Raw genomic sequence first — 19,373 nt, 5'->3', positions numbered from 1 at the left:
TCCGCTATTGTCCGTCATCGCCCCCAAGGGAAGTCCTTTCTTCTTCAACATGCTGTTGCAGTGCAAGGCTCATTCTGGTTCTCCCATACGCGGACTCCCACTGGTAGTTGAGCCAAACTTCGAAGCCCTCGGTCCGCTGGAACATGGCCCGTGGCTGCACCCGCCGCCGGCGATCCAGAGAACCGAGTCGTCCAGGGTGACTGCGTCGACGATACCTTCGCGCACGATGATGCCTCCGCGGCGCATCTGGACTCTTTGGCCGATGACAGGATGCCAGATGTGGTGGATACGCAAGGCCATCGTGTTCTCCGTGGTCGGCGGGGTTGTATTGCTGGACCTTCAGGCGCGGTCCGATGAAGTCTGGTTCAATCGGCGTGGGCGGCTCGGCCCATCCGGGTGATGGCCTCGGTGAGATTGGCCTGGGAAGTGGCAAAGTTGAGGCGAACATGTCCCGCCCCGCCCGTGCCGAAGACGTGGCCGGAGCTCAGGGCGACCCTCGCCTTGTCGAGGAACATCTTGGCCGGCCCGGCAAGCTCGGCAACGGTGGGGAGGCCTTCGGGGCCGGGTGACGAATCGAGGGCGAGATGGCTGCAGTCCAGCCACGCCAGGTATGTCCCCTCGGGAGCGGTGTACCCGACGTCGGGAAGATGTTCGGCGAGCAGCTTTCCGAGGAGAGTCCTGTTCGCATCGAGGCCTCGGAGGAGTGCATCCAGCCATTCTTCACCATCACGGAACGCGGCGGTGTGGGCGATGAGTCCCAGGTGGCTCGGTCCGTGGCTGACCTCTTCGGGCATGCGGTCCAGATCATCGGCCGCCTCGGGTCCGGCGATTGCGAGTGCTGCCTTGAGGCCGGCGAGGTTCCAGGCCTTTGACGCGGACGTGAGCGCAAACGCGTTCTCTGCGCCGGGCACGCTGAGATATGGCGTGAATTTTGCTCCCGGAAGGACGAGCGGGGCGTGGATCTCGTCCGAGACGACCCGGACCCCGTAGTTGCGGGCGAGGGCCGCGACAGCTGCGAGCTCTTCAGGGCTGTGAACCACCCCCGTGGGGTTATGTGGATTGCTGATCAGGTACGCGGCATTCCGTCCCTGCGACCGCGTGTACTTGAAAGCTTCCTCAAGACTGCCGAGGTTGATCCGGAGATCTTGTCCCAGCGGCGCTTCAATGATCCTGCGCGAATCATGGGTGATGAAAGCGTAAAAGGGCGCATAGACCGGGGAATTGACGACAACGGCGTCTCCTGGATCTGTGATCAGCCGCAGGATTTCGACGACGCCCATCATCACGTCGGGCACGATGGCCGTGCGCTCCACTGCCAGCCCATCCCAGCCCCAGCGCCGGGAAGCGAACGCACCTATCGCCTCGGCGAACTCCGTCCCAGCAGGGTATCCGGTGTCTCCGGCATCGATGGCGTGGTGTAGCGCTTCCGATACGGGCGGCGCGAGCCGGACGTCCATCTCAGCAACCCACAGAGGCAGCACGTCGGAGGGATGAGTGCGCCATTTCATGCTCGTGCGCTGGCGGAGCTGTTCGAGGGAGAGCTCTTCAAGCGGGTTCCCGATTGTCGTGAAGCTGGGGGCTTGAGTCTGCTCGGCCGTCCTTAGCACTGGACAGTCATTTCAATCTCGACGCATGCACCCAGCGGCAGCGAGGCTACTCCCATTGCCAACCGCGCATGGTGCCCTTTTTCTCCAAGGACATCGAGGGCGAGCCGGGACGCACCATCGACCACGGCGGGCGCATCGACGAATCCTTCCCCTGCTGAGACATACCCTCCGATCCGGACGATACGCTTGACCGCGTCCAAGGACCCGAGTTCGTCACGGATGACGTCCAGGCATCGGCTGGCAGCGAGCACTGCAGCCTCACGCGCCTGCTCGACGGTAACTTCCTGGCCCACGCGCCCGGGATAGAGCAACCCACCATCTCCGATAGGGAGTTGGCCGGAGACAAAGAGCAGATCCCCCACACGGACCGCGCGTTCATAGAGCGGTGTGGACGTAACGGACTCAGCCATGAGAAACCTTCCAGACGTTCGAGAGACAGACGCGGCGCAGCAAGCACGCCACGTCGATCCACTTCCAAGAGTATTCAACATACAGTTTGGGTGAAGCGGGACTTTCTACAATTATTACACATTTCGTTTACATGCGGTAGACCGAGCGTTATCCGCTACAGCCCGTCATTTCGCTAGTTCCCTTGGCATCGCGCCAAGAGTCATCAAAATCTATCCAACAAGATGTTGATCTTTGGATGTGATATGCCGCATACTCTCAACTGTGATTTGAATCTCTGACAGTCGGGGTTCAGGTCTTGCCATATCCGTCGTTCCGCTCATTACCGCCCAACCGCGGGCCCGCCCAGAACGGCAATCACCTCCAATGCTTTGAAGCCCCGCAAAGGGCGGACATCCGCCGGCCCGACCCCACTTCGGCGGTTACGCCGTAGACCATCAGGCCTCGCAGTTCGAGCTTCACACCCACAGGAAGGCTTCCCATGTCGATTCAGCCGCCCGTCACAGACTCCGGGCACGCACACGCACCTGACCAAGTCCTGCACGCCGAGGATGCCGGCTACCAGAAAGGACTTAAATCCCGACAAATCCAGATGATCGCCATCGGGGGCGCGATCGGCACCGGCCTGTTCCTCGGCGCAGGTGGCCGCCTTGCCGCAGCCGGGCCAGCACTCTTCATCGCCTACGCAATCTGCGGAGCCTTCGCCTTCCTGATCCTGCGCGCCCTCGGTGAACTCGTACTGCACCGGCCGTCGTCGGGCTCGTTCGTCTCCTACGCCCGGGAATTCTTCGGGGAGAAGGCAGCGTTCACCGTGGGATGGTTCTACTGGCTGGTTTGGGCCGCGACGACGGTCGCCGACACGACCGCTGCCGCGCTCTACATGAGCTTCTTCGGCAGGTACGTCCCCTGGATCGCCGCTGTCCCGCAATGGAGCTGGGCCCTCACCGCCCTGGTGCTCGTCCTTGCCCTCAACCTTGTCTCCGTCAAGGTCTTCGGCGAGATGGAATTCTGGTTTGCCCTCATCAAGGTCGCCGCACTGGTCGTGTTCCTCCTCGTGGGCATCTATTTCGTCGTCTTCGGCACCGCTACCGGTGGCCCGGTCGGCTTCCAGCTCATCTCCGACAACGGCGGGATCTTCCCGAACGGCATCCTGCCGACGATCCTGCTCATGTCGGGAATCATCTTCGCCTACGGCTCAATTGAGCTCGTCGGCACCGCCGCCGGCGAGACCGAGAACCCGGCCAAGGTCATGCCTAAGGCGATCAACGCCGTAATCGCCCGCATCGCGGTCTTCTACGTGGGATCCGTCGTCTTGCTCTCACTGCTGCTGCCCTACACCGCCTACGAAAAGGGCGTGAGCCCGTTCGTGACGTTCTTCAGCTCAATCGGCATCAATGGCATCGACTCCATCATGAACCTCGTCGTGCTCACAGCCGCCCTGTCTTCACTCAACGCCGGGCTCTACTCAACCGGACGAATCCTTCGCTCGATGGCAGCCGCCGGCTCAGCGCCGAAATTCGCGCTCCGAATGAACAAGGCGGGCGTCCCCTACGGCGGCATTGCCATCACCGCAGCAGTCTCCTTCCTCGGCATCCCGCTGAACTACATCGTCCCCGGCGACGCGTTCGAGATCGTCCTCAACATCGCGGCTGTTGGCATCATCGTCGCGTGGGCCGCGATCGTCCTGTGCCAAATCCAGTTTCAGCGGTGGAGCAGGAAAGGTTGGACCCAGCGTCCCTCGTTCCGCATGCCCGGAGCCCCATTTACCGGCTATCTCACCATTGCCTTCCTCGCCGTGGTCCTTGTCATGATCCTTATCGACTCCCCGTTGACCATGGTCGTAACCGCAATCGCCGTCGCTCTCATGATCGCCGGCTGGTACGCATGCCGCGGGCGGATCCGCCAGATCGCCGCTGCACGCGAGGTCCACACCGGAGCTGCACCCATTGTCACCCACTCCACAGCCCGGCAGCCGTAACAGGACAGGACAACAGGGCGGACGACCATGACCCGGCAGTGGTCGTCCGTCCCGTCCCGATCGCTCTGCTTTTCACTCCTCACACCACAGTTGCGAGAGGGAGCCGATGAGTTCCACGCAGACGCACCGTGCATGGACCGATTTTGGTTGTTTCGACACCCCTTCCGGACGCCCGAAGGCGGTAGACATCAGTCCCTATCAACGCATGTAAGCGCACACGTGAATGAGACGCAGCCAAGCCGATTCCGGAAGCATCAACGTCTATTTGACGGCCGGTCAGCCATTGCTCGCACGGTAACCACGGTGAAACCGAACTCCGGGCACGCCTGCTAGCGAGTCACTACAGGAAACGGCAGCAACGAGAATATCTGCGACTGTAGTACTAGTAGCCCAAGGGCCTTGGGGCGGTTTGGCGGTCATAGGAATCCCGGGCTGACAGCACGTCTTCGATGTGTTGTTCGGCCCAGCGGCCCAGCGCCGTCAACGGTTCTCGCAGCGTTTGGCCCAGAGAGGTCAGTTCATATTCAACGCGTGGGGGCATTTCGTCATAGGCCGTCCGCTCTAGGATCCCATCGCGCTCCAGATCCCGCAGGGTATCGGCCAGGACCTTGCCGCTGATGCCGTCCACGGCGTGACGCAATTCGCCGAACCTCAACGGACCGCCACTCAGGGCGATGATAATCATGGCAGTCCACTTGTTGGCGATTTTCGCCAGGGAAGTCCGCGACGGGCAGGTGGCCACCATGACGTCCCAGTCGGGTGCGTTCATGGTTCCGGCTCCTTAGTTACGTTGATGTAACAGGTTACCGAATGTAACCATGAGCTTCGTAACTCAAATCAAGGAGAGCACAATGACTGACCAGACACCCGATGCCATAGCCGGATCATACTTCGACGCCCTCGGCCAGGGCGATGTCCCCTCGGCAATGGCATTGCTCAGCCCCGACGTCGTCTGGCACCAGCCAGGCTCGAACCGCTTCTCCGGCGAACACAGGGGAATCAACGGTGTGGGGGCGCTGCTCGGCGGGATGATGGAGACAAGCCAGGGAACCTTCGAGCTCGCCGTCACCGGGCCTGCGATGACGAATGGCGAATTCGCCGCTGTGCCGGTGCAGTTCTCCGGCAAGCGCGCGGATGCATCGATGGACATGTCCGGCGTCGATCTCCTCACGATCCGTGATGGAAAGATCGTGGAGGTCAGGCTCTTCTCGGCGGACGGACAGGCGGAGGACGCCTTCTGGGGTCAGCCCTAGCTGGCGGTTTGTTGGGCGAGTGTGGGCGAGGCGGTAGGAGTCGGTGCCAGTTTCGATGATGGTGCCGTTGTAAGTGAGGCGGTCCACGATCGCAGCACAGAGGCGCGGGTCGGTGAAGGTTTTGTTCCAGCCCGAGAAGGATTCGTTGGTGGCGATCGCGACGGAGGCTTTTTCTTCGCGTTCGGTGAGGACATGGAAGAGGAGCTCGGCTCCGCGTTTGTTCAGTTCCATTACCCGAGCTCGTCGATGCAGAGCAGATCCGCTCGTCCGTAGCGGGCGATGGTCTTGGCCAGGGCTTTGTCGTTCTCGGCCTCGACCAGTTCATTCACGAGCCTGGTCGCGAGGGTGTATTTGACCCTGAAGCCTTGTTCCGCTGCCGCGGTGCCAAGGCCTATGAGCAGGTGCGACTTGCCGGTTCCTGAGTCGCCGATGAGGCGCAGGAGCTGGCCTTGCGAATCCAGGCGCCTTTGGCCAAGGTGTGGATGGTTGCTTCGTTGATGTTCGGGTTCGTGTCGCAGTCCCCGAGACATTTATCTCGTGGGAAGCCAGATTTGACTCTTCTGATCGAGGAACGCCTGTCCCGGTCATCGCACTCTGCCAGAAGCAGTTCCGCGAGGAACCCTTGATAGCTCAGTTGTTCTTTGCCAGGGACGGAGAGCGCTTCGTCCAGCACGGCCCTGATAGTTGGCAGGCGGAGCCGGCGGCAGTTCTGGTCGTCCGCGGCAACGGCGGGTTGTTCAGTCAGGCCCCTGCCCCGGCGCAGGGATTGGGACACGACAAGTGGCGAGGTTGGGCTCATGAGATCGCAGCGAGACCCGTACTTCGCGGTTGATGAACCCTTGCCGGGACGGAGTACTTCATCGAACGGACTGTGACCAGCGAGGAGCGATCCACCCGGGGAGTCAGGACCAGGCCCGGATCAAAGGATTCTGCCGGTAAGGCCGAGAGCAGTGGCTGTTCGACGGCGAAGTCCTGCCCGATCGTGCGGAGCCTCTGGGAGATCCTGCGGGCATCTTCCTCCTCATCCCAGACCTGGATCTTGTCGTTGAGCTCGACCAAGGTCTTCGCTGCCGGGACCGGGGTGAGGAAATTCTACCGGAACGTGCCAACTTAGCCTTCATTTCCGCCCTTTTCATGGGCGCTGGCGATGCCTGGCTCGCAGTAGAAAGCATCGAAGCCAAAGTGAGATTTGAACAGCACCCAGCGCTCGTTCTCCACACGCTGCCGGCCGGCACCATACCGGCGGCGACCGTGGCCGCCCTGACAGCGGGATACGGTATCGCGCTGCTTGTGGCGGCGCCGTCGTACTTGGGCGTGGCGGAGAAGTTGCGGCGACGACGGCCAGCAAGGCGAGACGAGAGCGACGCCAATCTGCTGGGCCGAGTTAAGCAGTGCGGAGGCGATCCCGGCGTTGTCCTGGTCACGAGGCAGACGGCGGCCTGCGTGAGCGCTATGACGCCCAGGCCAAATCCGAGGGCCAGCACGATCTCGCTGTGATCGGATCTCGGGAGCTGTCCGGGGCGGCGCCGGAAAGAACGGGCCGCGCCGAACAGGTGGCCGCGGACTGGATTCGACACCGGCAGGCAACGAAGAAACGAACCAAGAAGTAAAGTAACGATTTGGTAAACAGACCGACTACTCGGTCTGTTAGTGTTACCGTGGTACTCATCACTTCGGGCATTGATGCCAGATGTTCCCCACTGCAATCCACAGAAAGCGATGAGACCCATGGTTGTGTCTGATCCGGCTGCAGGAGCGACGTTGCCGTCGCCCACGGCCTTTGCTCCCAAAGAAAAAGCCAAAGCAAACGTGATTGCCACGATGGTGCTGGCCCGGCTTGGACTTCTGACGGCTCTTTCCGTGCCCATCGTGGCCGGGATGACGCTCAAGGTGCAGTCCTTGGTGTCCCCGGCGGACGTTGCCCCGACCCTCGGTTTCGTCATCTCCATGGGCGCCTTCGCTGCCCTCCTCTTCGATCCCGTCTTTGGCCGGCTGAGCGACCGGACCATTGGGCGTTTTGGCCGCCGTCGCCCATGGCTGGTCGCTGGAGCCGTCGGACTCCTGGCAAGCCTGACCGTGATCGCCCTGGCACCGAATGTCGTGGTTCTGGCCATCGGCTGGTTCTTCGCACAGGCCCTTGGCAACGCGGCTGTCGCTGCCCATACGGCCTCCCTGGCAGACCAAATACCTCAGTGGCAGCGCGGCAAAGTCAGCGGCATGATTGGCATCGCCTCCCAGGCCGCGGGCCTGGGGGCGGCGTACTCGGCAAGTCTTCTCGGACAGAACATGCTCCTTCTCTTCCTGGTTCCCGGGATCCTGGGGCTGATCCTGGTCCTCGTCTTTGCATTCGTGCTGCCGGACCAGCCCATGAAACGCCGACCTGCATCCGAGGATGGCTTCCGCACCGCCTTGAAGACCTTCTGGGTCAACCCGGTCAAACACCCGGACTTCGCCTTCGCCTGGATCTCACGCTTCCTTGTCGTCCTGGCACTGTTCATGTTCGTCACGTTCCGCCTCCTCTACCTGCAGCAGGACCTGGGCCTCTCCAAACAAGACGCAGCAGGCGCTTTGGCGACCGGTGTCCTGATTTATACCCTCGCGCTCGTTACGGCGGGCCAAATCGCCGGATGGATCTCGGACAGGCTCGGGCGCCGAAAGGTCTTCATCTGGATCTCAGCCATAATCTTCGGCCTAGGCACATGGATGCTCAGCCTGGCAGGCTCCACAACCGGGTTCTATTGGGCGGAACTGGTCATCGGCATCGGCTTCGGCACCTACATCGCCGTTGACCTTGCCCTCGTCATCGATGTCCTCCCCAACCCGGATGACACAGCGAAGGACCTCGGCGTCTTCAACATCGCCATGGCCGGTCCCCAGACCCTTGCGCCGGCAGTATCAGCAGCACTGCTCACAGTGGGTGGAGGGAGCTACGACCTTTTGCTGGCCGTAGCAGCCGTGATCGCCCTGCTCGGTGCGCTGACCATTCTCCCGGTAAAGAAGGTCCGATGAGCGAACACCACACCTTCACGAGCACAGACAGGCAGGAGACCGCAGCAATGAACCAGGACACTGTCGGCGCCATCGAACAGGCACTTGCCACCTTGGACCTTCCTTCGAAGGTAAGGCTCCTCTCCGGGGCAAGGATGTTCAGCTTGTCCGATGAACCCGCGATCGGCCTGCGGGAGATCGTCATGTCCGATGGGCCCTCAGGGGTACGGGGGCCGCTGGTGGTCGGAGGGCGGGTCGCTTGCCTGCTGCCCAACGCAACGCTCATTGCCCAAAGCTGGGACCTGGACCTGATGCGCGAGGTCGGGCAAATCCTTGCAGACGAAGCAGAGGACCAAGAAACCCATGTGGTCCTGGGTCCCACGGTAAACCTTCACCGGACCCCTCTGGGCGGACGCCTGTTTGAATGCTTCAGCGAGGACCCTGTCCTTACCGGCCATCTCGGGGCGGCCTACGTACAATCCCTGCAGGAACGGGGAATCGCGGCGACGCCGAAACACTTCCTGGCCAACGAAGCCGAAACCGAGCGCACCACCGTGGACTCGGTGGTTCCAGAAGATGCCCTCCGGGAGTTGTATCTACTTCCCTTCCAGATCATGGTCGAAGACGCCCGGCCCTGGACGATCATGGCCTCCTACAACAAGATCAACGGAACCACGGCCACCGAGCACGACGAACTCCTGAACCAGATCCTCAAAGAGGAATGGGGCTTTGACGGGCTGGTGATCTCCGATTGGCTTGCCACCAAAACAGCCGTGGAAAGCGCCAACGGCGGACTGGACCTCGTCATGCCCGGACCGGACACTCCCTGGAGCCGGTCCCTGGCTGCGGCCGTCCAGAAAGGTGACGTCTCCGAGGACACCATTGATGACCACCTCCGCAGACTTCTCAGGCTCGCCTCCCGGGTGGGGGCCTTCGCCGGCGGCCGAAAGTGGACAAAGCATCTGCCCCGGCCCGACAGCCCGGAACGCCGCGAACAGCTGCGCCGGCTCGCCGCCCGCAGCATGGCCGTCCTGGTCAACCGCGACAACACTCTTCCACTCCGCAAGGACTCCATGGAAGGCGTCGTGGTCATCGGCCGTCACGCCATCGATACCGTGGCGCAAGGCGGCGGCTCAGCCATCGTGCGCCCGCCCCACGTAGTCAGCGCCGCCACGGGAATAGCGCGGGTCCTCGGCGAGGACCGCGTAACTGTCGTCGATGGGGTCCAGACCCGCACGCAATGGCTCGCAGCGAACCCGGAACTCCTCCGCGACCCGGAAACCGGGACCCGCGGTGCACGCGCACGCATCTTCGACGAACAAGGGAATCTGCTCGGCACCCGCCATCTTGAAGTCCCGGAGCTTGAAGTCAGTGGGGAAAGCTGGGCCTCGGGAGCGTCGTCCATCGAACTCTCAGCCGAGCTGGTACTGGATAAGCCTGCCAGGATGATGATCGGCACCCGGGGGGCCGGCAATTGGCACATAACTGCACCCGGCTACCGCGAATCGGTACGGACCCCCTTCCACGACGGCCCCGGCGGCGGATTCTTCCGCCCCAAGAGCCACGCCGCACCACGGGACGTCGATCCGGGCGCGCGGATCACGGCGACCACTGACGCGGAGGACGAGAACCGCCTCATCGGTTTGGTCGCAGAACCTGCGCTGAAAAACAGCGCCGCCGCCATCCGGGACGCTGTGGCGGCCGCCGCTGACGCCGACGTGGCCGTCGTCGTCGTCGGTTACACGCAGGAACAGGAAACGGAAGGCCAGGACAAGAGCACCCTCGCCCTGCCCGGGGACCAGGATGCCCTCGTGGCGGCGGTGGCAGCCGTGGCGAAGCGGACCGTCGTGGTCCTGAATGCCGCCACACCAGTTCTCATGCCTTGGATCGCGGACGTGGACGCCGTGCTGTTTGCCGGCCTGCCCGGACAGGAAGCGGGCGACGCCATAGCCGCGGCACTGACCGGCGACGTCGAACCTGCAGGACGCCTGGTAACCACATTCCCTGCCCGGGACGGCCAAGGCCCGGCATGGTCAGTGACACCACGCGGCGGCAAGCTCCCGTACTCGGAGGGAACAGGAGTGGGATACCGCGGATGGAGCAGCTCCGCCGAGCAGCCCCTGTTCTGGTTCGGACATGGCCTCGGCTACACAGAATGGGACTACGAGGCCGCCAAGATCACGTCCATGGAACAGGAAACCGTGACATCCGTACGCGTGACAATCCGCAACGTCGGGAACCGCGCAGGTACAGAAACAGTGCAGGTCTACCGCTTCCCCGAGGACCCCTCCGTTCCTCCACGGCTCATCGGCTGGGCGCAGCTTCACCTGGAACCCGGCGGGCAGGCAAGCATCGACGTCAGCTGCGACCCCCGCGCGCAACGGCTGTGGAACAGTACCGCGCGTCGCTGGGACGACATCGCCGGAGGCCCGATCGTCGTCGCACGTGGACTTGGCGATGTCAGACTGGAACTGCCTCCCACAGGGCGCGAGGCCATGGCGGCCGGAACAAGCAAGGAGTAAACCATGTCGTACCCAGCCGGATACCGGATAGAGCGGGAGCACCCCCGGCGCCGCCGCAATGGCGAAACAGCAAGGCTAAAGGCAATCCAGGCCGCGATTGAGCTCTTCGCAGTGGGCGGTTACGGTGGAACGTCCATCGCCGATGTCGCGGCGAAGACCGGACTCTCGCAATCCGGCCTGCTCCATCATTTTCCGTCCAAAACGGCCTTGCTTTCGGCAGTGCTCGAACACCGCTCCAAGGAAGACGCAGACTTCCTTTTCGACGGAGAGCAGGCTCCACTGCGCTGGGCAGCCTTCGATGCCCTGGTGTCCCTGGTTGCGCGAAACTCCACCCGGCCCGACTGGGTGGGACTTTTCGTGAGGCTCTCCGCCGAAGCCACCGAACCGGGACATCCCGCGCATCAATGGCTTCTGGACCACTATTCGAGCCTGCGCCAGTGGCTTGGCGAAGCGTTGGAAGACGGAAAGACCCACGGGGACGTCGCACAAGACGCACCCGTGGAAGCAATCGTCAACAACACCATCGCGGTCCTTGACGGCATGCAGCAGCAATGGCTCTGCGCTCCCGGAAGTTTCTCCATGGTGGCGCAGTTCAGAACGTTCATCGAAAGCATCAAGACCACCTGGGGCTAAGGCCCGGCACCGGGGAAGTTCCGTTGATCCGCGGACCTTCCCCTCTGTTGCCGTGCCCGGTTCACGGAGAAAGTCAGAAAACATGGAAACTCCTGCCACACAGCAAGTAGCGGTTGAAACGGACGCCCCGGACCGGCACGGAGGCCAGCGGCGCACCATCGGCGTTCTTATCGCAGGACAAATCCTCGGCGGACTAGGAATGGGAGCCTCGCTCTCGCTCGGTTCCCTTCTTGCCGTCCAGGTTTCCGGTTCGACGGCCTGGTCCGGAATGGCCGCCACGATGAACACACTCGGGGCCGCCGCCTTTGCCATCCCCCTGGCCCGCGCGGCCGTAAAACGGGGAAGGAGAGTCTCGCTCGCGGCCGGATCACTGACCTCCGGATTCGGTGCAGCCATCGCCATCGCTTCGGCGGCACTGTCTTCCTTCCCGGCCTTACTGATTGGACTCATCCTGCTTGGTGCGGGAACCGCTGTGAGCTTCCAGGCCCGCTTCGCTGCCACGGATCTGTCAACGCCAAAGACCCGTGGCCGCGACCTCTCCATCGTCGTATGGTCAACCACCATTGGGGCAGTTTCGGGCCCCAACCTCTTCGAACCCGGAGAGGCCTTCGGCGCACTGCTCCACTTGCCGACGCTGACGGGCGCGTTCGCGTTCACAGTGGCAGCCCAGTTACTTGCCGCCCTGGTCTTTTATGCGGGCCTCCGGGTCAAGCCTCCAGTGGAGGGCTACCCAGCCAGAGACGACAGCGGCATCACCACCAAACCTGATTCCGGCTTCTCGATCCTTCGCCGTATTCCCGCCGCCCGTTACGCCGTTACGGTGGTGGCGCTCAGCCACGGCACCATGGTGGCACTCATGTCGATGACCCCGGTGCATCTGCACGACAACGGGGCAAGCCTCGCCGTCGTCGGCATGACCATCAGCCTCCATATTGCGGGGATGTTCGGCCTTTCGCCGCTGTTCGGATGGCTCTCAGACCGCCTTGGCCGGATTCCCGTGCTGCTGACGGGGCAGGCAATGTTGCTGGCTTCCCTAGTGCTCGCCTGGCTCGCCCCGCACACCATGGTGACTCCAAGCCTGATCCTCCTGGGTCTGGGCTGGTCGGCATCCATCGTTTCCGGTTCGGCCCTGGTGGGCGATTCGGTGTCAGCAGCCGAACGAGGTCCCCTACAAGGTGTTTCAGACCTCCTCATGAACCTCACCGGAGCAACCTGCGGAGCCCTGGCAGGACCCGTCCTCACCACCGTTGGCTATTCCGGCCTAGGCACCGGAGCCATGGCACTGGTCGCCACCCTCACCCTGTGGACCCTTTGGCAATTGCTCACGGGCCGCCGGACTTCCAGCCAGCTGACATGACCACCGTCGGCTGTGCGGCACAGGCTGAAGCAGCCGCCGGGATATTCACAGCAGCCCAGCAGGAAATGGAGTTCCGTTCACGCATTGCCGTGGCGCCCCACCACTTGGAAAAAACGTGCTTGCCGGTTTCTCTGCCACGGTAGCCGCCGCAGATCCTGAAGGCCTGGCGGCCCTCCTTCGGCGAGCCCGCCTTATCGCGGAAGAACACGGCGGCGGATGAGGCTCTTAGCCGGCTTGCCCCCGGTGGGCGGCACGTCGTCCTCACCACAAGCAATCGCAGCCTTATGTTCCAACGGGCCAGACGTCGAATACCACGGGCACATACCAGTGCTGGACGCCGGAGGCGGGACCGGAGTGCGTGCGCCTTGACACCCTAGGCGGGCGCTTTGTTACCGGGCCTCAGGTCTGGAGATGGTGGGAGCACCTGTTTCGTTTTCCGTTCCTGGATGGCGCGCCTGGAGAGCTGTTACGACCCCATCTGACACTCCTCTCACGGGCGAGGAGTTCGTCTGGTTGAAGCACACTCCAACCTGACAAACTCCTTGGCGGACCGCAGAAGCCGTCGGAACTGATTCTCCGCTCCACCGTGGATTAGGCGTGGCTTATTGCGAGGCAGCGAAGGCGGCGTCGCGTTCAGATTCCAGCTCTCCGGGCTTGCCTTTATGGGCGGCGGGCAGCCTTGCGCTTTTGACGGTGAGCAGGCGTGAGAGCCGGTGGGCCGTGGAGACTACGGCGCTGGTTAGCTCTGTTGGTGGGGTTCCGGCTGCACGGTGGTTGGGGACCGTGACGGTGACCGACCCTCGAATGATGCCGTTGACGAAGAATGGTGCGGCGATGCCGTGGGCGTCAGGGACTCGTTCGCTGTCGGTGGCAGCCCAGCCCTGGGAGCGGATAAGCTCAAGCTCTTGTTCTGAAACTCCCGCTTCTTTGCCTATCCTGGCGCTTACGTGTCCGGGCAGGTGGGCGAGGATGACTTTGCCCGCAGCTCCGGCGGTCAATGGAATTTCTTCGCCTTCTTCCAGAACGTAGCGGACATTCCGGGCCCCGGCGATTGTTCGTCCGATGTGGGCAACTTCGGTGTCCGCGTCGTAGAGGGCCAGGGTGGTGGTTTCGCCCGTTTGCCCGCTGAGTCCGCGCAGATCCTCGTCCACCAGTTGCGGAAGGTCGTGACCGGAGCCAAGCGAGGCTGACCACCGCAGCAGCGTCGGGCCGGCCGTCCAGGCTCCGTTGTCCAGCGTGGTCATCAGCCCCACCTCGCGGGCTGATTCAGCAAGCCGGCGGGTAGCCACCGACCGGGTTCGCCACAAACTCGAAAGGTCCTGCAGCGTCAGCTCGGCCATCGGCTCGGAACAGAACATCGCGATGATGGCCGCGATCCGCTGAATGAGTGCGGACGATTCGGCTTCAGGCAGGACCTGCCCCTTGTTCCTGCTGCCGGCGCGCTCGGTGAGCAGGGACTCGAGTTTCCGGGCAGCTTCGCTGAGCAGCTCGGCGCCGGCTTCGATGTCTGATTCCTTGAATTCGTTCCGCGGCCGGGACAGCGACAGGGACCCGAACAGCCGGTCGTTGACGGTGAACGGCACGCCGAGGCCGGCGGCGTCGGGAATGTGCTGGCCGATGCTGACGACTGCGCCCACAGTGGCGTAGCTCTGCAGCGCATTCTCTATACGTGTCCTGCTATCCATCGAGGCTTCGGTGTACTTCTTCAGTTCCTCGGGCAGTCCTGCCGTTCCGCGGCGGGTAAGGATAGCTAACCCAAGGGCACCTGCATGGGTTGGCAGGTTTGTACCTGCCGGAAGCGTGTACCGGACGGGCGCATCAGGTTCCACGGAGGCCAGGACGAAGCACTGCTCCGGGTTGCCGCTTTCGACGGCCATCAGAGCTGTTGCCCCGGACGCCCGGCTCAAGCGCTCAAGAATTTTCGTCCCCTCGGCAAAGAGAGGATGGCCTTCCTGCAGCGCTGCGGACAGGACCTTCAGCCGCGGTCCGATGATATAGGCGCCACTGACGTCCCTGGACACCAGGCGTTCCTCAACAAGACGGCTGAGGATACGGTTGACGGTGCTTCGGCTCGCGCCAAGTTCCTCGGCCAGCTCCCGAACGCCCCATCCGTATCCGGCGCGGTTGATGACGGCCTCAAGGACGGCGACTACTTCTTTAGAGCCGTCCCGCTGTGCCGACTGGTCCAGTTGCTCCATATTTGCAGTATCCCACGGCACCGGCTGCCCTCCTCCTTGAGTGAACCCTGCATCCACCCGCCACTTGACAGTGGCCTGGGACACAGGCATTCTTGAATCAATCCCCCAAGTGAGACACTGTCCCACTTTTCTAAACCAAAAGACAGAGAGGTCTTCGGATGACCATCCCCACACTGGCAGTCCCTGACGCCGCCCGGCGCACCAAGGCAAAGAAGGCGACAGGCGTTGCCGCTTTCGGTACCTTCATCGAGTACTACGACTTCAGCGTCTACGGCTACGTGGCCGCCACGCTGGCAATCGTCTTCTTTCCCGGCGATGACCCAGTCATCGGTCTGCTGAACACCCTGCTGGTGTTCGGATCCGCATTTGTCGTCCGCCCGCTCGGCGCCGTCTTCTTCGGCCGCCTGGGTGACCGTAAAGGCCGCCGGACCAGCCTGATCGCGAGCATCACCTGCATGGGTGTCGCCGCGACCTTGACCGGCCTGCTGCCGGGCTACGCACAGATCGGTGTGCTCGCCCCGATCCTGCTGGTGCTGCTGCGCATGCTGCAGGGCTTCTCCACCGGCGGGGAAATCGGCGGTGCCGCCGCCTACATCCATGAATGGGCCGCCCCGAACCGCCGCTCCCTCTTCGTCTCACTCATTCCCAGCATCGCCCAGCTCGGCAAAGGCCTGGCCGCCGGCCTGGCAGCCCTCGCCGCAGCCATGATGCCGGCAGCTGACCTGGCAGCATGGGGCTGGCGCATCCCATTCCTCCTCGCCCTCCCTCTGGGCATCCTGTGCCTGGTCATGCGCCTAAAGGTCGAAGACAGCCCGGAATTCCAGGCCATCAACAAAACCACGGAAGGAACCTCCAAGGCTCCGTTCAAGGAAGTCCTCACCAAGTACCCCAAGGCACTGGCCAAGGTCACCTCCATCTCCCTCGTGCAAAACCTCGGCACCTACATCGGCACCGTGTTCGTCGCCGTCTACTTCAGCGAAGTCCTCGGCTTCACCAAGGGCGAGGCCTCCACCATCGTCCTCTTGGCAGTCCTCTTCGCGGCCCTCCTGATTCCCATGGCAGGCCAGCTCGGCAGCCGCATCGGCAGCAAGAAGGTCCTGCTCTGGTCCTACGTCGCCTACGTCGCCGTCACCATCCCGTCCTTCGCCATGATGAACCAACACTCCTTCGTGCTGGCGCTCCTGGGCCTGGGCCTGGGCATCATCCCCTACGCCCTCTGCCAGGCCGGAACCTACGGCGCCATGCTCGAGTTCTACCCCACCCGCGTCCGCCACACCGGCGTCGCGTTCGGCCACAGCGTCGGTGCCGTCATCGGCGGCGGCGCCGGGCCCTACCTCGCCACCTGGCTTATTGACCTGACCGGCAACACCTTCGTGCCCGCCTTCATCCTCGTCGGCGCAGGCGCCCTCGGACTGCTGGTTGTCGGCCTCACCGTGCGGGCCAACTCCGATCCCTCCTCCCATCTCTACCGTTAGGCCCGCACCGTGACCGAAATCTACATCTCCGACGTCATCCACGAGGACGCCCTGGCAGACATCCGCAAGAACGCCATCGTGCACGTCGGCTACGGCCCCGACAAGGTCAACTACCTCGACATCAGCGAGAACATTGACGGAGTCATCCTGCGGGCGGAAACCTTCACCCGCGAAATGATCGAAGCCTCGCCCCGCCTGAAGATCATTGCCCGGCACGGGGTCGGCACCGACAACGTCGACATCCCGGCAGCATCAGAGCATGGTGTCTGGGTCACCAGCACCCCGGGCTCGAACAGCAACGCCGTCGCCGAGCACGTCTTCTCTCTTCTGCTCTCCCTGACGCGCCGAATTGTCCCGGCCGCTAACCGTGTCCTGGCCGGCACCTGGGCCGAGGGCCGCGGAGACCTGGTCGGTTTCGAACTCTCCGGCCGCACCCTCGGGATCGTGGGCTTCGGAGCCATCGGCAAGCGTGTCGCCACCATTGCCAGGGGCTTCGGGATGCGGGTCCTCGCCTCCGACCCCATCGCCACGGCAGCCGACGTCGCGGCCGCGGGCGCTGACCTGGTTGAACTGGACACCCTGTATGACGGGGCGGACATCATCACCTTGCACGCCCCACTGCTGCCCAGCACCCGCCACATGATCTCCACCCGCGAACTGGCCCTGATGAAACCCAGCGCAATCGTCATCAACACCTCCCGCGGCGGCCTGATCGATGAAGACGCACTGGTCATGGCCCTTACCAACGGCACCCTCGCCGGCGCGGCCCTTGACGTCCTCGAAGCCGAAAGCATCGATATGAAGGACCCGCTCTCCAAAAACAAGGTGCCCCTGCACGAAGTGCCCAACCTGCTCGTCACCCCCCACATCGCCGGCCAAACCCAGGAAGCATTCAAGGAAGCCGGCACCCGCTCATGGTCAGAAGTACAGGCCGTCCTGGCAGGGGCGACCCCCGCCTTCCCTGTCAACGCTAACGATCTTGGCAAAGTCCCTGCCTGATCCGGCCTACCACACTCCAAGGAACAACACGTGTACATCAACGCCTCCGCCGAAAACATCACCGTCTACCCCGAATGGCCCCGCCCCGAACAGGGGCTCGTACAGTCCCTCGCGGCTTACCCCCCGGCGCTGATCGGTGACGTACGCAAACGCCTGGACATGATGTCCGCCGACATCCGCTGCCTCACCCCCGGTGCCCGGCTGGCCGGGACCGCCCTCCCCATCCAGATCTGGGAAGGCGACAACCTCGCCATCCACCGCGGACTCGACGAAGCCAAACCCGGGGACGTCCTGGTCATCTCCGGGAACGGCGTCACCAACCGGTCCGTCTTCGGCGGCATCCTCGCCGAAATCTGCCTCCATAAGGGCGTCACCGGCGTGATCGTCGACGGAGCCGTTCGTGACATCGAAGAGATGAACGAGATGGGCCTTGCCGTCTTCGCCCGCGCCGTAGTTCCCGCCGGGCCCTCCAAAAACGGACCCGGGTACGTCGGCAAACCGGTCGCCTGCGGCAACGTCGTCTGCAACCCAGGGGATGTCGTCATCGGCGACCAGGACGGCATAGTCGTCATCCCACAATCAGAACTCAACGAAACTCTTGCGGCCCTCCCCGCCCAGGAAAACCTCGAACGCCAGATCCGCGACCGGATCAAAGAAGCCGTCGCCTCCTAGAGGCCACCACGGCTCCCTCCCCGCGGAAAAGAGTGGCAGCGGCCCGGTGTATGGGCCGCTGCCGCTCTTGTAGACCAGAACCGGAAAGCCCATGACTCTGAACCAAGCAACACCGCGTAAACACGGTGACTGGAACCTGCTGATCAACGCTTTGGTTGAAATCCGCCAAAACGGCCAGGTGATCAGAACCGGGTTCGTCGAAGACGTCATGCCCGACTCCTCCCTACTCTGGCTTGCGGCCGACCGCAACAACCCCCGCCAAATGTTCGAAGCGTGCCAAGGCCACCAGGTCTGGGTCACGCCACAAACGCTCTCCGGCGAACTCAACTACCGGATGACAACCAGGCAGATCTTCGGCAAGAACCCCACAAGCTGCGGGTCTGTCAATTATTCCGTGTAACCGGGGTTGTTTCTTGTTCTAATTCCTGCCGGCGGACAGGCGTCCATCGAAAGTGATCTCGAAGGCGTTCAGGGCGGCCTTCCAACGGTTGCTCCAGCGTTTTCGGCCCTTGCCGGTGGGGTCCAGGCTCATGACCGCCAGGTAGACGCATTTCAGCGCGGCTTGTTCAGTGGGAAAATGGCCGCGGGCGTTCACAGCTCGGCGGATCCGTGCGTTGATGCTCTCGATCGCGTTGGTAGTGCAGATCACTGTGCGGATCTCGTTGTCGAATTGCAGGAACGGAACGAATTCCGCCCACGCGTTGGTCCAGAGTCCGACGATGGCCGGGTACCGCTTCTCCCACTTGCCAGAGAACTCCGCAAACCGGTCCAGCGCGGCTGCCTCGCTCGGCGCGGTGTAGACCGGCTTGAGGTCCTTGGCGATCTGGCCCCAGTCCTTCTTCGAGGCATAGCGGAAGCTGTTGCGCAGCAGGTGAACGATGCATGTCTGCACGACGGTCTGCGGCCACACCGTCGCGACTGCATCGGGCAGGCCCTTGAGGCCGTCACAGACCACGGTGCAGCAGTCGGCCACGCCGCGGTTCTTGATCTCGGTCAGCACCCGCAGCCAGTACTTCGCGCCCTCGCCGTCGCCGTGCTCGCCGGCCCAAAGTCCGAGGATGTCCCGGGTCCCGTCCACCGTGACGGCCAAGGCGACGTAGATCGGTCGGTTCGCGACCTGGCCGTCGCGGATCTTCACGTTCACGCAGTCGATAAAGATCACGGGGTACACCGGGGTCAAGCGGGCGGTTCTGCCACTCGCCCATCCCCTCCAGCACCCGGTCAGTGATCGTGGAAATGGTCTGCTTGGACACCTCGGCGCCATAAACCTCGGCCAGGTGCGC

14 protein-coding genes and 3 pseudogenes are annotated in these 19,373 nt (G+C 63.1%); 10 read left to right on the top strand and 7 right to left on the bottom strand.

What is annotated here, in order from left to right:
• Positions 1-365 precede the first annotated feature (365 nt).
• Both ABIE00_RS24815 and ABIE00_RS24810 read right to left on the bottom strand, forming a co-directional pair.
• Positions 366-1,508: a MalY/PatB family protein gene (locus ABIE00_RS24815; protein WP_354263580.1), complete on the bottom strand. Its 1,143-nt coding sequence runs from the start codon at positions 1,506-1,508 to the stop codon at positions 366-368.
• A 92-nt stretch (positions 1,509-1,600) separates the two neighbouring features.
• Positions 1,601-2,017 carry a RidA family protein gene (locus ABIE00_RS24810; RefSeq protein WP_354263578.1) on the bottom strand — a complete coding sequence of 139 codons (417 nt, stop codon included), beginning with the start codon at positions 2,015-2,017 and terminating at the stop codon, positions 1,601-1,603.
• 479 nt (positions 2,018-2,496) lie between these two features.
• On the opposite strand from ABIE00_RS24810, the gene ABIE00_RS24805 reads away from it, so the two are divergent.
• Positions 2,497-3,993 carry an amino acid permease gene (locus ABIE00_RS24805; RefSeq protein ID WP_354263577.1) on the top strand — a complete coding sequence of 499 codons (1,497 nt, stop codon included), beginning with the start codon at positions 2,497-2,499 and terminating at the stop codon, positions 3,991-3,993.
• 382 nt (positions 3,994-4,375) lie between these two features.
• Here the strand turns inward: ABIE00_RS24805 and ABIE00_RS24800 are convergent, their stop codons facing one another.
• Positions 4,376-4,762, bottom strand: a complete 387-nt coding sequence (locus ABIE00_RS24800) for a winged helix-turn-helix transcriptional regulator (RefSeq protein ID WP_354263576.1) — start codon at positions 4,760-4,762, stop codon at positions 4,376-4,378.
• An 82-nt stretch (positions 4,763-4,844) separates the two neighbouring features.
• On the opposite strand from ABIE00_RS24800, the gene ABIE00_RS24795 reads away from it, so the two are divergent.
• On the top strand, positions 4,845-5,246 hold the full coding sequence (locus tag ABIE00_RS24795; protein WP_354263756.1) for a nuclear transport factor 2 family protein: 402 nt from the start codon (positions 4,845-4,847) through the stop codon (positions 5,244-5,246).
• Between the two features lie 15 nt (positions 5,247-5,261).
• Here ABIE00_RS24795 and istB read toward each other — a convergent pair.
• Both istB and ABIE00_RS24785 read right to left on the bottom strand, forming a co-directional pair.
• Positions 5,262-6,045, bottom strand: a pseudogene (gene istB / locus ABIE00_RS24790) (IS21-like element helper ATPase IstB); the annotation flags it as partial.
• Positions 6,041-6,547: pseudogene (locus ABIE00_RS24785) on the bottom strand (Mu transposase domain-containing protein); the annotation flags it as partial. The pseudogenes ABIE00_RS24785 and istB, both read right to left, overlap by 5 nt.
• Positions 6,548-7,055: 508 nt before the next feature.
• Between ABIE00_RS24785 and ABIE00_RS24780 the strand changes: the two are divergent.
• The 4 genes from ABIE00_RS24780 to ABIE00_RS24765 all read left to right on the top strand — a co-directional run bounded on the left by ABIE00_RS24780 (position 7,056) and on the right by ABIE00_RS24765 (position 12,746).
• Positions 7,056-8,255: an MFS transporter gene (locus tag ABIE00_RS24780; RefSeq protein WP_354263575.1), complete on the top strand. Its 1,200-nt coding sequence runs from the start codon at positions 7,056-7,058 to the stop codon at positions 8,253-8,255.
• Complete coding sequence (locus ABIE00_RS24775) at positions 8,252-10,756, top strand: glycoside hydrolase family 3 C-terminal domain-containing protein (RefSeq protein ID WP_354263573.1); 2,505 nt, start codon at positions 8,252-8,254, stop codon at positions 10,754-10,756. Before ABIE00_RS24780 ends, ABIE00_RS24775 begins: the two co-directional genes overlap by 4 nt.
• A 3-nt stretch (positions 10,757-10,759) precedes the next feature.
• Complete coding sequence (locus tag ABIE00_RS24770; protein WP_354263571.1) at positions 10,760-11,389, top strand: TetR/AcrR family transcriptional regulator; 630 nt, start codon at positions 10,760-10,762, stop codon at positions 11,387-11,389.
• Positions 11,390-11,471: 82 nt separating this feature from the next.
• Positions 11,472-12,746, top strand: coding sequence for an MFS transporter (locus ABIE00_RS24765; RefSeq protein ID WP_354263570.1), 1,275 nt, complete (start codon positions 11,472-11,474; stop codon positions 12,744-12,746).
• Between the two features lie 602 nt (positions 12,747-13,348).
• Here ABIE00_RS24765 and ABIE00_RS24760 read toward each other — a convergent pair.
• The gene (locus ABIE00_RS24760; protein ID WP_354263569.1) at positions 13,349-14,944 is read right to left on the bottom strand and encodes an IclR family transcriptional regulator; all 1,596 of its coding nucleotides are present in this window, start codon (positions 14,942-14,944) and stop codon (positions 13,349-13,351) included.
• A 158-nt stretch (positions 14,945-15,102) separates the two neighbouring features.
• On the opposite strand from ABIE00_RS24760, the gene ABIE00_RS24755 reads away from it, so the two are divergent.
• From ABIE00_RS24755 to ABIE00_RS24740, 4 genes are all read left to right on the top strand, one after another.
• A complete protein-coding gene (locus ABIE00_RS24755) occupies positions 15,103-16,419 on the top strand; it encodes an MFS transporter (RefSeq protein ID WP_354263567.1) in 1,317 nt (438 codons plus the stop codon).
• A gap of 9 nt (positions 16,420-16,428) precedes the next feature.
• Positions 16,429-17,418 carry a hydroxyacid dehydrogenase gene (locus ABIE00_RS24750; protein ID WP_354263566.1) on the top strand — a complete coding sequence of 330 codons (990 nt, stop codon included), beginning with the start codon at positions 16,429-16,431 and terminating at the stop codon, positions 17,416-17,418.
• A gap of 30 nt (positions 17,419-17,448) precedes the next feature.
• Positions 17,449-18,090, top strand: a complete 642-nt coding sequence (locus ABIE00_RS24745) for an RraA family protein (protein ID WP_354263565.1) — start codon at positions 17,449-17,451, stop codon at positions 18,088-18,090.
• A gap of 91 nt (positions 18,091-18,181) precedes the next feature.
• A complete protein-coding gene (locus ABIE00_RS24740) occupies positions 18,182-18,490 on the top strand; it encodes a hypothetical protein (protein WP_354263564.1) in 309 nt (102 codons plus the stop codon).
• 18 nt (positions 18,491-18,508) lie between these two features.
• Here ABIE00_RS24740 and ABIE00_RS24735 read toward each other — a convergent pair.
• Positions 18,509-19,373 (bottom strand): annotated as a pseudogene (locus ABIE00_RS24735) (IS256 family transposase); the annotation flags it as partial.

Source organism: Arthrobacter sp. OAP107, from assembly GCF_040546765.1.
In the GTDB taxonomy this organism is placed as follows: domain Bacteria; phylum Actinomycetota; class Actinomycetes; order Actinomycetales; family Micrococcaceae; genus Arthrobacter.
The sequence above is the reverse complement of the archived record's forward strand: the minus strand, read 5'-3'. Positions and strand labels throughout refer to the sequence as shown.